The 12,560-nt window shown below is 67.3% G+C and carries 13 protein-coding genes; 4 read left to right on the top strand and 9 right to left on the bottom strand.

The window, feature by feature from the left end:
- Positions 1 to 8: 8 nt before the first annotated feature.
- The 3 genes from OIU93_RS10710 to OIU93_RS10700 form a co-directional block, all read right to left on the bottom strand.
- Entirely contained in the window at positions 9 to 1,241 is a 1,233-nt protein-coding gene (locus OIU93_RS10710; protein WP_264270062.1) for an acyl-CoA dehydrogenase family protein, read from the bottom strand.
- Between the two features lie 87 nt (positions 1,242 to 1,328).
- Positions 1,329 to 1,922: a GNAT family N-acetyltransferase gene (locus tag OIU93_RS10705; protein WP_264270061.1), complete on the bottom strand. Its 594-nt coding sequence runs from the start codon at positions 1,920 to 1,922 to the stop codon at positions 1,329 to 1,331.
- Positions 1,923 to 1,944: 22 nt separating this feature from the next.
- A complete protein-coding gene (locus OIU93_RS10700; RefSeq protein WP_264270060.1) occupies positions 1,945 to 2,628 on the bottom strand; it encodes a TetR/AcrR family transcriptional regulator in 684 nt (227 codons plus the stop codon).
- Between the two features lie 201 nt (positions 2,629 to 2,829).
- Here OIU93_RS10700 and OIU93_RS10695 point away from each other — a divergent pair, with 201 nt between their 5' ends.
- Positions 2,830 to 3,276 (top strand): DoxX family membrane protein, encoded by a 447-nt coding sequence (locus tag OIU93_RS10695; protein WP_264270059.1) that lies wholly within the window; start codon positions 2,830 to 2,832, stop codon positions 3,274 to 3,276.
- A 25-nt stretch (positions 3,277 to 3,301) separates the two neighbouring features.
- Here the strand turns inward: OIU93_RS10695 and OIU93_RS10690 are convergent, their stop codons facing one another.
- The 3 genes from OIU93_RS10690 to OIU93_RS10680 form a co-directional block, all read right to left on the bottom strand.
- Positions 3,302 to 4,816, bottom strand: a complete 1,515-nt coding sequence (locus tag OIU93_RS10690; RefSeq protein WP_264270058.1) for a DHA2 family efflux MFS transporter permease subunit — start codon at positions 4,814 to 4,816, stop codon at positions 3,302 to 3,304.
- Positions 4,817 to 4,890: 74 nt separating this feature from the next.
- Positions 4,891 to 5,886: a PhzF family phenazine biosynthesis protein gene (locus OIU93_RS10685; protein ID WP_264270057.1), complete on the bottom strand. Its 996-nt coding sequence runs from the start codon at positions 5,884 to 5,886 to the stop codon at positions 4,891 to 4,893.
- A gap of 203 nt (positions 5,887 to 6,089) precedes the next feature.
- Positions 6,090 to 6,656, bottom strand: a complete 567-nt coding sequence (locus OIU93_RS10680; RefSeq protein ID WP_264270056.1) for a hypothetical protein — start codon at positions 6,654 to 6,656, stop codon at positions 6,090 to 6,092.
- Between the two features lie 183 nt (positions 6,657 to 6,839).
- Here OIU93_RS10680 and OIU93_RS10675 point away from each other — a divergent pair, with 183 nt between their 5' ends.
- Positions 6,840 to 7,934, top strand: a complete 1,095-nt coding sequence (locus OIU93_RS10675) for a mechanosensitive ion channel family protein (RefSeq protein ID WP_264270055.1) — start codon at positions 6,840 to 6,842, stop codon at positions 7,932 to 7,934.
- Positions 7,935 to 7,970: 36 nt separating this feature from the next.
- Here OIU93_RS10675 and OIU93_RS10670 read toward each other — a convergent pair whose 3' ends face one another.
- Positions 7,971 to 8,621 (bottom strand): YqaJ viral recombinase family protein, encoded by a 651-nt coding sequence (locus tag OIU93_RS10670; RefSeq protein ID WP_264270054.1) that lies wholly within the window; start codon positions 8,619 to 8,621, stop codon positions 7,971 to 7,973.
- 201 nt (positions 8,622 to 8,822) lie between these two features.
- On the opposite strand from OIU93_RS10670, the gene OIU93_RS10665 reads away from it, so the two are divergent.
- Positions 8,823 to 9,671 carry a sugar phosphate isomerase/epimerase gene (locus tag OIU93_RS10665; protein ID WP_264270053.1) on the top strand — a complete coding sequence of 283 codons (849 nt, stop codon included), beginning with the start codon at positions 8,823 to 8,825 and terminating at the stop codon, positions 9,669 to 9,671.
- 61 nt (positions 9,672 to 9,732) lie between these two features.
- On the opposite strand, the gene OIU93_RS10660 is transcribed toward OIU93_RS10665, so the two are convergent.
- Entirely contained in the window at positions 9,733 to 9,993 is a 261-nt protein-coding gene (locus OIU93_RS10660) for a co-chaperone YbbN (RefSeq protein ID WP_264270052.1), read from the bottom strand.
- A 128-nt stretch (positions 9,994 to 10,121) separates the two neighbouring features.
- On the opposite strand from OIU93_RS10660, the gene OIU93_RS10655 reads away from it, so the two are divergent.
- The gene (locus OIU93_RS10655) at positions 10,122 to 10,709 is read left to right on the top strand and encodes a hypothetical protein (protein WP_264270051.1); all 588 of its coding nucleotides are present in this window, start codon (positions 10,122 to 10,124) and stop codon (positions 10,707 to 10,709) included.
- A 157-nt stretch (positions 10,710 to 10,866) separates the two neighbouring features.
- Here OIU93_RS10655 and OIU93_RS10650 read toward each other — a convergent pair whose 3' ends face one another.
- Entirely contained in the window at positions 10,867 to 12,336 is a 1,470-nt protein-coding gene (locus OIU93_RS10650; protein ID WP_264270050.1) for an amino acid permease, read from the bottom strand.
- Positions 12,337 to 12,560: the final 224 nt, after the last annotated feature.

Below are 12,560 nucleotides of genomic sequence, written 5' to 3'. Positions count from 1 at the left end.
GCCGCGGCCTAGGCGAAGGCCGAGATCCCGGTGATCGAGCGCCCGATGATCAACGCCTGGACGGTCTCGGTGCCCTCATAGGTGTGGATGGCCTCGATGTCGGCAATGTGCCGCGCCACCCGGTTCTTGAGCAGGATGCCGTTGCCGCCGAGCAGGTCGCGGGCGTTGGACGCGATGCCGCGGGCCAGCCGCGTGCAGGTGAACTTCGCCAGCGATGCCTGCACCGGGGTCAGGGTTCCCGCCTCCTCGCGTCGGGTGGCCTGCATGACGGTGAGCTGCATGGTGGCAAGCTCGGAATGCATGCGGGCCAGGCGTTCCTGCACGATCTGGCTGGCCGCAAGCGGCCGGCCGAATTGGATGCGCTGGGCCGCGTACTGCACGGCCGTCTCGTAGCAGGCGGTGGCGTGGCCCACGGCGGACCAGGCGACGCCCAGGCGCGTGGCGAAGAGGACCTTGGAGGTGTCCTTAAAGCTGTTGGCCCCGGGCAGCACATGCGAGTCCGGGACAAAGACGTTCTCCATGCGGATGTGCGCCTGCCAGATGGCGCGCAGGGACAGCTTGCCCTCGATGGTGGTGCCTGTGTAGCCCTCCCACTCCTGCTGCACGATGAAGCCGCGGACCTTGTTCTCTTCGTCGCGCGCCCAGACGATGGTGATTCCGCCGGTGGAGCCGTTGCCGATCCACTTCTTTTCGCCGCTGATCCGGTAGCCGCCCGCAACGCGCACGGCGCGGGTCTCCAACGACACCGAGTCCGAGCCGTGGGTGGGTTCGGTGAGCGCGAAGGCACCGAGCACTTCGGCATTGGCAAGCTTCGGGCCCCAGTGGGCGATCTGCCCGGGGGAGCCGCACTCGGTGATCGAGCGCAGGGCCAGCCCGGCCTGCACCGCGGCAATGGTGCCCACCGATCCATCGGCGCGGGAGAGCTCCATGTTCACCAGGCCGGCCGCCAGCACGCTCATTTGCGGGTAGCCCTCAAGCTCCAGACCATCGCGCAGCAGGTCCAGCTCGCCCAGGCGCTTGGCCAGATCCAGCGGGTAGTCGGACTTGTCCCAGTACCCGTCGATGACGGGGCGCACCTCGTCCAGGCCGAACTTCCGTGCCCTGTCCCAGTAAACGCGATCCTCCGCATTGACATCCTCGAAGAGGCCTGCCGGATCGACATCCACCTCGCCCCAGAGCTCGTACTCCGGTTCAACGACACCGGAAGGAAAATCGGTGTTCAGGCTGGCTTCAATGCTCATGGCGGAGTGGTGCCCTTTCGTCGGCGGCGGGAATGTCGCTAAGGCACCAGCATACTGGAACTCAGTTTCAGGTCAAGAAACTCCGGTTCAGGCATTTTGTGTGGCGCGCCACTGGTCCGCAAGCAGCGCGTAGGCGTATCCGTCCTTCCAGGTGCCGTCGCGGTGCAGTGCGCCGGCGACCAGGTGGCTTTCGCGGCGCATCCCCACGCGTTCCATGAGTCGCCAAGAGGGCTCGTTGGCGGCAAAGCAGCGGGCATGGACCCGGCGCAGGCCCAGGTCGGCGAAGCAAAGGCGCAGCAGGAAGGACACCGCCTCGGTGGCAAGCCCGCGCCCGCCGGCCGCCGGGTCCAGCGACCACCCGAGCTCCGCCTCGGTGCCCGCTGCCAGGTGCGCGACCTCGCGCTGGGACCACGCGTCCCCGAGGCGAACCACCGCTTCCCCGACGACGGTGCCGGCGGATTCCATGACGAGTCTGTCGCGCAGGTGCGCCGGGTCGGTAAAGGAGCGGCGGTAGTCCGGAAGGTCGTTCCAGGCAGAGGTGACCCAGCGGGAGGACTCCGGAAGCCGGCGGTAGACCCAAGTGGCCTCGGCATCCGATGCGGCGGCGGGGCGCAGCACGAGCCGTTCGGTCGCCCGCGGCCAGCCGGGGAGGGAATGTAGCCTCGAGTGTGGGGGTTCCACCGCGGGGTGCCTCGCGTCCGGCCTAGCCGTTCGCGCGGTTCAGGGCATCGCGGACCTGGGACAGCACCGACTCGGTGTCCGGGGTGCCGCCGGCAATGGTGATGACCACCGTCGTCGGCTCGGGTGCGGGTGTCGATTCCTGCGGCTCGAGCACCGGGGCGAACACCGATCCCAGGGCCAGCAGCTCGCGCTCCAGGTCGGGACGGCGGGTGTCTTCCGGGTGGCGCAGCCAGCGGCGCAGGTGGTCGTTGTGGACCGAGACCACCCCGGAGGCAAACGCGATGGACATGGCCCGCCCGTTGGGCAGCGAGTACAACCCGCGGTCACGCAGGTGGTTGCGGAACACCCGCTCGTAGCGGTGGATCGAGACCAGCTCGCGGTCGCGCAGGGAGGGCACGTCAAGCAACAGCCGGTGGCGCAAGCCAGCGGCCTCGGGCCTGGCGGTGTGCTGGTCGAAGACGGTCAACCCCGCGTGCACCAGCGAGGCCACGGGGCCGGCCGAGGAGGTGGCAAGCACCGTTTCAAGGTGGTGGATGATGGTTTCCATGTCCGCGAAGACCATTTCCTCCTTCGAGCCGAAGCGCCGGAAGAAGGTGGAACGAGAGATGCCCGCAGCCTGTGCCAGCGAGTCGACGCTGGTGGCGTCGAAGCCCTTTTCCACGAGCAGGCGCAGCGCGGCATCGGGAACCGCGGAGGAGGTGATCATGCACGCGAATCTAGCATGCCGCCGGTTTCTCCCGCCCCCGATTGGACTCCGCATTGCGCGAATGTGTCACAGCCCATAGAGCATGCGGTCCCCGGACCTTGTCCCGCGCCACACCGGGGAAGCTATAGCCGTGGCGGAGCGCCAAACCATAGGGTGGGTTAACGAATACCACCACAGCGACCCACGACCAGGAGAAAAACCATGGGCTTCAGCATTGCCAACACCGCACTACGACTCGTCTCGGGCGCCTACATCCTCAACAGCGGCATCGGCAAGCTGCGCATGGACGCCGAATCCGCCGAGGGCCTGCAGTCCATGGCCTCCAATGCCATCCCGCAGGTCGAAAAGGTCGAACCAGCCGTCTTCGGCAAGGCGCTGGCCTTCGGGGAGATCGCCGTGGGCTCGGCCCTGCTGACCCCGTTCATCCCCTCGCGCCTGGCCGGCCTTGGACTGGGTGCCTTCGCGGCCGGACTGGTCGCCACCTACCTGAAGACCCCGGGACTGACCGAGTCCGACGGCATCCGCCCCACGCCCAACGGAGTCCCGATGGCCAAGGACCTCTGGCTGGCCGGCATCGCCGCGGCCCTGGTCTTCGGCCGCGGCAAGGCGAAGACCAAGATCAAGGAAGTCACCGCGAAAAAGAAGTAGCGCAACGCCCGCAAGGGCGCGCGGATCAGTTGCTGCGCGCGCCCTTGCGGAACAACGCCGCCAGCAGGGCAGCTGCCATGGCCACGATACCCGGCAGCAACAGCGCCTGGCCCAGCGCCAGCGAGAAGGCCTGATGCAGGAATTCGGGCACCGCTGCCCCGGTTCCCGGCTCGGCCAGGGAACCGCTCACCACGGAGGCAGGTCCGTCGGCAGCCAGTGCGGCAACGGCCTTTTCCGACTCCACGGCAATGCGCGATTCCATCATCAGCGCGATCAACGCCGAACCCAGCACCGCGCCGACCTGCCGGGTGGTGTTGTACACCCCGGATCCGGCCCCGGCGTCAGCCTGGCCCAGGTCGCGGGTGGCGGTCAGCGAAACTGCGGGCCAGATCATGGCCGAGCCCAGCCCCATGAACACCGGTGGAAGCAACAGCAGCCAGAACGGGGTGTCGGCCCGCAGCATTAGCCCGTAGGCCGTGATCGAGGCGCCAAAGAGGAAGAAGCCGGGGATCGCGAAGTACTTGGCCTCGATTTTGCCGACGTTCTTGCCGACCACCGGGGCCAGCGCGCCTGCCACCACGGCCATGGGCGCGAGCATGAGCGCGGAAAGCGTCGGGGTGAGTCCGCGCACCGACTGCAGGTAGAGGATCATCGGGAAGCTCATGGCGGTGATGGACAGCCCCATGAAGGCGATGGCGATGTTGGCCAGCGAGAAGTTCCTGTCCCTGAACAGGACCAGTGGTACCAGCGGCTCGGCCCGGTTGGCGCCCTGCCACCAGATGAACAGCCCCAGCAGCACGGCCCCGCCGATGATCAGTTGCCACGAGCCGATGGGCCCGATGAACGGTCCCCAATCGTGCGTGTTGCCTTCCTGGATTCCGAAGACCAGCGCGAACATCGCCACGGCGCTCAATCCCACGCCCAGCCAGTCGAAGGAGTGGGAGTGGCGCGGAAGTTCGGGCACCTTGGCCAACACGCGCCAGATGGCGATGATGCCCACCGGCACGTTCACGAAGAAGATCCATTCCCAGCCCAGCGTGTCGACGAACAAGCCGCCGGCGATCGGGCCGACCAGCGTGGCAAGGCCTGCCACCGCGCCCCACACGCCCATGGCGGCGCCGCGGCGGGCGTAGGGGAACATGCGGGTAATGAACGTCATCGTCTGCGGGCTCATCATCGAGGCGCCCAGGCCCTGGACCACGCGTGCAACGATCAGCGTGTTGATGTCGGGAGCCAGCCCGCACCACAGCGAGGCCGCGGTGAAGACGATGAGGCCGATGAGGTAGATGGTGCGCGGGCCGAACCTGTCCCCGAGGCGCCCGGTGATCAGCAGCGGCACCGCAAACGCCAGCAGGTAGGCGCTGTTGACCCAGATGACCCCGTTGATGTCGGTGTCCAGCCCGTTCATGATGGCCGGCATCGCGGTGGAGACGATGGTCGAGTCAAGCAGGATCATGAAGAAGCCGATGACCAGCGCCCACAGGGCACCCCAGGCAAGCTTGTCCTGCTTGGTTTCCGTTACGCGTTGGTTCACATTCACCGCCCGAGCCTACTCCGGGTCGCCACGGTAATACAGGGTATTGAGCCCCACCTCACACTGCACTGTTTTTGCGTCTAGGGGAGGTTGACGACGCCGTCGATGCAAGTCACCGAGTGCCCGGCAATCCATACGCCTGCGGCGTCGGATTCCACGTGCAGGATCGCCGAGCGGCCCAGGCGGGTTCCCTGGCGCACGGTGTAGGAGGCCGGGGCCAGCCCGGACCCGGTGAGCCACACGCCGAAGCCGGCATTCAGGGAGCCGGTGGCAGGGTCTTCCTGAAGGCCTTCGCCGGGGCAGAAGGCCCGCACCTCGTAGTCGGCCGGCGCGCCGGTGACCACGTTGCGGAAGCGCTGGGAGCCGCGGCGCTCGTCGGCCGCCGATACCGGGCTCAATTCCTCCCGCGCCCCGGCCGGCCGGGCCTCGGGTACATTCGGGTCGTAGGAACGGGCGGGAACGCCGCCGACGGTGTGCGGGGCGATGACCCCGATCTCCAGCCCGGCCAGGGCCGTATAGTCGGGCTCCAGCGAAAGCACCAGGTCCGCATCGCGCAGCAGCAATCCCGCCCAGTTGGGCCCGTTGGCCACCCATTGGTGCGCCAGCACGTCCTCGCGTGCCAGCCCGAGTCCGCCCAGCGCCCATTCCAGCACGTCGTCCTCGAGTTCGCCGGTGCGCATCATGGGCGGGGCCTTGAAGGCCAGGGATTCGGGGTCCTCGGGGTCCTCGCCGGGGACCCGGCGTACCTCGATGAGCCCGGCTCCGCATTCCTGGACCAGGCCCGCGGGGTTCTTGGGCACGCCGCCGGCTTCCAGCCATGCGTGCGCCGCACCCAGGGTGGGGTGCCCGGCAAAAGGCAGTTCCGTGGTGGTGGTGAAGATCCGTGCCCGGTAGTCGGCATCCGGATGCGTGGCCGGCAACAGGAACACGGTCTCGGCGAGGTTGGTCCAATTGGCGAAGCCCAGCATCTGGGCATCGCTGAGTCCCTCGCCGTCAAGCACCACGGCCAGGCCGTTGCCGGTGTAGGGGGAGGAGGCGAAGACATCTACTTGCTTGTACGGGCGGGCAATACTCATGCATGAATCGTGTCATATCCGCCGGCTCGGCGTCCCGGATGACGTTGTTTTGTCATCCAACACCGCTCTCGCGTGGGCCTTGCGTCCCTTCTGGCGTGCCGGTCCGGCTCCGGGCCGTGGCAACGCGGGCAGGGAAAGGGCACCGGTTCCGCGCCACGAAGCCGTGGTGCCGAACCGGTGCCCGCAGGTGTTCCCGCGCTCCGCTACCAGCGATGGGCCACGTCGATCACCAGGCGGCTGGTGCTCCCGTCGGCGGCGGTGAGGACGAAGGTGCGGAACGGAAGCCGGGCGCGGACGCCCAGGCCGAAGGAAGTCTGCCCCTCGAAACTGCCCAGGTAGGCGACTTGGCGGAAGGTGGTGTAGCCGGAAACGTTCTTGGCGTTGGTCCGGTTGGCCGGGTTGTAGGTGGGGGTGCCGGAGCTCGTGTAGGCGGGTGCCTTCACGATGATGCGCAGGTCGGCGGCGCCTGCAAGCGGGACATGCTTGCCCTGGCCCTCGGTGAAGACGGCGTTGACGTAGCGCACGTCGTAGCCCTTGACCTTGCCCTTGAGGTCGATGACCATCCGGTCATAGCAGGTGTGGCGGCCGGTGCGGACGTTGGCGATGGTGGCGGACGAGTATGCGGCGACGGAGTCGGCGAGTGAGCCCCAGGTGATGCCGCAATAGGGGGCGGTGGCCGCCGTGGCGGTTGCCGCAGGCGAAACAGGGGAGATGCCGAGTCCCGCGATGAGTAGTGCACCGGCGATGCCGGCGGTGATCCTGGATTTCATGGTGTGCCTCGCTAAGGGCGGAAAATGCGGGTGGAGGGGGTGGTGAGATCAGCTTGCGCGCCGGGAAACCGCCTCGCAAGGGGGTTTACGCACAATCCATGGCATTGCAACCCAGAGGAGATATGACCGACGTGGTGGGGCGATATCCAGCCGACACCCAAGGGCGTGTGACAACCTTGTGAGATGCAGATCTTTGCCACCGGAACATTGGACGACGCCCTGAACGAGGCCGTGCAGAACACGAACGCATTACCCGATGCCATTCGGCCCTGGGTTGTGGTTGCGATCGGGTTACTGTCCGCGATCGTTATCACCGTGGTCCTGTCCTTCATTCTCAAGCGGCTGCTGCGCCGGATCCAGGGACTTCCTCCCGAACGCACTCTGCGACGCGCGCCGTTGCTGTTCACCCTGGCCTTTGCCTTCACCAAGGTCGCGGTGGGAGTGGGCTTTGCCCCGAGCCAATGGGTCACCATCTGGCAGTTCCTGCTCTTGCTGGGGTTGATCAGCTCCATCGCGTGGTTGCTGATCGTCGTGATAGGCGTCTTCGAGGACATCGTCCTGGCCAGGTACCGCGAGGACGACGGGAATCCCCGGCGTCTGGCCAAGATCCAGACGCAAGTCGGATTGCTGCGCCGGGTGGTCACCGCGTTGATCATCACCCTGGCGGTGGCAGGGGCCCTGCTCACGATTCCCGAGGTCAGGGCGCTGGGAGCCGGCCTGTTGGCCTCCGCCGGCCTGATTTCCGTGGTCGCAGCGCTCGCCGTGCAGTCCTCCCTGGCCAACGTCTTTGCCGGGCTGCAGATCGCCTTCACGGACGCGATTCGGGTCAACGACACCGTGGTGGTGGAGACCCAGCGTGGAACCATCGAGGAAATCACGCTGACCTACGTGGTGGTGCTGCTGCTGGACGGGCGACGGATGATCATCCCCTCGACCCACTTCACCACGACCCCGTTTGAGAACTGGTCGCGCCGCAGCACCGAGATCAGCGGCTTCGTTCTGCTGGATTTGAACTGGAACGCACCCATCGAGCACTTGCGCACCCGCACCCAGCAATTGCTTGCCTCGACGGATTTGTGGGACGGACGGATCGGGGACCTGAACGTGACAGATGCCATCGGAGGAATCCTGAAGGTCACGATTGGTGTCAGCGCAAGGAACCCCGGGGACCTGTACGACCTGCGCAACTACGTCCGCGAGCACCTGATTGCCGAGCTCGGCAAGGACTACCCCGACGCACTGCCCAAGCCAGTGATGCCCGGTGCCGCCCCGGCCTGACCCGCAGCCCCATCATCAGGGGCCGGGGAACAATGCTCAGAGGTACAGCGCGGCGGGCCCGTAGTCGGCGCGCGCGCGGGCCGCGGCGGTGCGTTCGCGCAGGACAGCCACCATCTCATCGGCCTTGGCAATCAGGTCCCTGATCGCGGCATCGTCGCGGTCGACCCAACGGGTCAGCGGTTCGGCATGCATCGGGACGAAGTCCTTGTGCGGCTCCCAGACAAAAAGCGTGCGTTCGGCGCCGAGCACGTATTGCTGCCAGAACACCTGGCGCAGGTAGTTCCGCGGGATCGTCTTGAACGGCTTGTTGGTGGTCTTGATTTCCGCAAGCTCCACCCGGCCCGTCTCGCGGATGCCCAACCCGTCGGGCGTGGCGAGGTGGATGTGGTTCTCCGCCGCGTGGAAGAGCTGGCTGGAGGGAAGGATCCCGAAGTTCTCCTGCACCCACGCGGCGATCACCGGTTCACGGGCCCGGCCGTGGTCCGTGTACGGGTTCCCGCCGAAGCCCGAGCCGTGCAGCTTGTCCCAGGCCGCCGACTGGATGGACTTCGGGGTGGAAAGCTTGGCCACGTCGGTGGCGGTGATGCCCTGCGAACGGGCCCGCAGCCATGCGATCCGGTCCGAGGAATCGGCGACGATCCGTTGCAGGCAGGCGGCGGGGGCGGGTTCAACAGGCGAGGGGATCACCGACCCATTCTTCACAATAAAACCCCGCACCGCGAACCGTCGGCGCGCCGCGTATCGGCGGGCGGGGTCCCGGGCGATGTGCACCGCCCCGCACTGGCAGGGGCAACCGGGCGGACGTAGCATGGGCACCAAGGACTTCGGCGCACGTTCCGCGCGCCCGGGGCAATCGATACGCAGGCCAACGGCAGGGGAGCAGGAACCATGGAACGCACGTTGGGCGTGAGCACCCGGTTGTGGACCCGGCGGCTGGACGACGCCTCCCTCGCGGAACTGGCCGCCCATGCAGCGGCCCTGGGCTTCGGGGCCATCGAGTTGCCGCTGGAAAACCCCGGCGACTGGGACCCGGCCGCCGCCCGGGAGGTCCTCGCCGGCCACGGGCTGGCCCCGGTGGTGATCGGGGTGATGACCCCGTTGCGCAACCTGGTCTCCGCCCCGGAAGCGGAAATCACCGCCACCGGGCATTACCTGGCGCAGTGCATCGACGTGGCAGCGGAGCTCGGCGCCGACACCGTGGCCGGGCCGCTCCATGCCTCCACCGGGCGCACCTGGACGATGACCGGGGCCGAGCGCGAGCACGCCTACCTCCAGCTGCGCACCAACCTCGCCCCGTTGGTCGACCGTGCGGTGGCGCGCGGAGTCACCCTGGCCATCGAGCCGCTGAACCGCTACGAAACCAGTTTCATCAACACCGTCGACCAGGCCTTCGACGCCCTCGAACCGCTGCTGGGACCGGGCCTCGGCATGCTCCTTGACACCTACCACCTGAATATCGAGGAAGGGAACATCGCCGCCTCGGTGGCCCGCGCCATGGGCCACATCGCCCATGTGCAGGTCAGCGGCAACAACCGGGGAGCCGTCGGGGCCGACCACTTCGACTTCAACGCCTTCATCCACGCCCTGGACCTGGCCGGCTACACCGGGCCGCTGTGCGTGGAGTCCTTCGCGCCGGGCAGCGCGCACACCTGGCGCCCGCTGGCCAGCAGCCAGGATGCGCTAGCCTCGGACTCCCTCGGATACCTGCGCAACCTTCAGCTTGGCGGGCTGCGCTAGCGCCCTTCGACCGCCTCCGGGTGCGGGAGGAGCCGACCCGGGCCCCGGCGCGGAGCCGGTGCTAGTCCAGGGCCAGCGCGGCGGCGGCCAGCACCTGCTGCACGCTGGGCACCCCGGAGGCCCGGAACACCTCGGTGCCCTCGCGAAGCACCACCAGCGTGGGGGTCGAGACGATGCCGGAGGACTCGGACTCCCCGAGGTTCGAGGGCACGTCGACTTCCCGGAAGCGGGCCTGAGGCAGCAGTTTTTCGGCGTTCCCGAGGACGGAACGGGCACGCACGCAGGGTGCGCAGAAGGCGGAGGTGTAGAGCACGAGTTCCATTACCGGGGTACAACCCACGCCGGGCGAGTTCGATTCCCGTCCATGCCCATGGGGCGGCCCGGTCATTGTGCCCGAGGCCGCCACGGAGGATCATCGTGGCCACCATCAATGGAACAGGGCGAGGACCGATGCGAAGCATAATCCTGGGAGCAGCAGCCGGACTGGCGTGGTCGGCGACGATGCGCATGTACATGGGGAACCTCGTCGGGGACGCCTCGCGTGTCAATCCCCGGAACACCATCGTCGGGATCATGCTTCCCGGGGCCATCACGGGCGCGATGCTGGCGCACAGCGCCGACCTGCGGGCGGGGGACCCCGAACGAAATCTGGACCGGTTCTCGGCCAGCCCGCTGGTCTTCGCAGCTTGCACGCTGCCGCTTCCCGGGCTCATGCGCAAACTTCTTGAAACGGGCGAGGGATCCAACGCCATCGCCACACCCCTGTTTGGCATGGCCGGAGGAATGGTGCTGGCCGGCCGCGGCCCGCTCTGGGGGCGTATAGCGGCGGGCACGATCGTTGCGGGGCACATTCCGCTGCTGGCCGCGATGGGTCCGAAGTTTTTCATGACGTCCCCGCCCACCGGGCGCGACCGCGTGGGGTTCGCCGTGAACACCCTCATCTACGGCGCCTGCATGGCGGCCTTGGCCGCTGCCTGCTCCATACCGTTGCGCCGTGGCCGTCCGGTCCCGGGCGGTCCGGTCCAGCCGATGCCCTAAGCCCCCGCCACGGATCTCCGGCCCTGGCAGGAGATGGGCGTTGAACCCGTCACCATCGGCTCCGATGCCCGGTTGCGTGGTTCTGGAAAGCTCCTGGCGCGACCTGCACAAGTCCGCCACACCGCTGCCCAGGCAGCGGTGTGGCGGGGTGAGTCACCTAGTTTTTCCGGAGCATGTCCCAGTTGGCGGCAAGCTTCGAGTTTCGGCGCCCGTAGCCGAGGTAGATCGCGGCGCCGATGACCATCCACATCGCGAAGACCACCCAGGTGCCCACCCCGAGGTTGAGCATCAGGTAACCGCAGAAGAGGATCGCGAGGATCGGGGTCAGGGGGTAGAGCGGAACCTTGAAGGTGCGCGGCAATTCCGGCTGGGTGCGGCGCAGGAAGATCACCGCAAGGGAGACCAGCGAGAACGCGAAGAGTGTGCCGATGGACGTGGCATCGGCCAGCTGGCCCAGCGGCACCAGTCCGGCCACCAGGGCCACCACGCCGCCGGTGATCCAGGTCCCCGCCACCGGGGCCCCGTTACGCGGGGAGATGCGGCCGAAGACCTTCGGGACCATGCCGTCGCGACTCATCGCCACCAGGATGCGGGTCTGCCCGTAGAGCACCGTGATCACGATGGAGACGATGGCCAGCACGGCGCCGGCGGCAAAGAGCAGCGCCACCCAGCCCTGGCCAGTGACCTCCTCGAGCAGCTGCACCAGCGCCGCTTCCTTGCCTTCGAACCAGGTCCACTGGCGGGCGCCGATCGCGGCGATGGCCACCAGGATGTACAGGGAGGTGATGATGACCATTGACAGCACGATGGCCCGCGGCAGGTCGCGCTGCGGGTTCTTTGCTTCCTCGCCGGCCGTGGAGGCGGCATCGAAGCCGATGTAGGAGAAGAACAGGCGGGCTGCGGCCGCTGAGACCCCGGCGGTGCCCATCGGCAGCAGCGGGTCGAAGTTCCCGGAGGTGAAGGCGCTGAAGGCGATGACGATGAAGAAGAGCAGCACCGCGATCTTGGTGAACACCAGCACGGTGTTCACCATGGCGGATTCCTTGGTGCCGCGCACCAGCAGCACCGTGGCGAACAGAACGATCAGCAGGGCCGGAATGTTGAAAACGCCGCCGTCGGACCCCGGGGGATTGGTCAGTGCCGCGGGCGGGTCCACGCCCAGCGAACGGGCCATCTCATTCAGGTATTCGCCGGCTCCCACCGCAATCGCCGCGACGGAGACAGCGTACTCGAGCACCAAGCACCACCCGCAGATCCAGGCCAGGCCTTCGCCCATGGTCGCGTAGGTGTAGGTGTAGCTCGACCCGGAAACGGGCACCGCGCCGGCCATTTCCGCGTAGGAGAGCGCCGCGAAGAGTGCGGCGAGCCCGGCGATGGCGAAGGAGATCCACACCGCAGGCCCGGCCATCGGCACCGAGGAGGAGAGCACCACGAAGATGCCGGTGCCCAGGGTGGCGCCGACGCTGATCATGGTCAGGTGCAGCAGCCCGAGCGTGCGGCGCAGCTTGGGTCCGTCGCCGGTTCCGTTGCCTGCCTCGGCGATGAAGGACTCGATGGGCTTGCGAGCTCCCAGTTGCTGGCGAAGCGTCGGACGCGTCGTGCCCGGTGCGATGTTGTGCGTGGTCATGTAGGCAATTTTTGCATTCTTCCAAAGCTGCGGATTTTGCGGCAAGGGGCGGCCGACCGCGCAAAAACCGCGCAATATGCAGGTCAATGAATAGTTATTAGTGTCGGGTGTCGTCTCGCATTGTGGGCAAACTTACCCGAATTCCACTCAATTCTTGTACATGCACCAGCCCCGGGGGCGCCATCGAGGCATCCGCGGTTCCCCAAGCCCCGCGCAAAACCATT

Source organism: Paeniglutamicibacter sp. ZC-3 (assembly GCF_025847175.2).
Classification (GTDB): Bacteria; Actinomycetota; Actinomycetes; order Actinomycetales; family Micrococcaceae; genus Paeniglutamicibacter; species Paeniglutamicibacter sulfureus.
The sequence above is the reverse complement of the archived record's forward strand: the minus strand, read 5'-3'. Positions and strand labels throughout refer to the sequence as shown.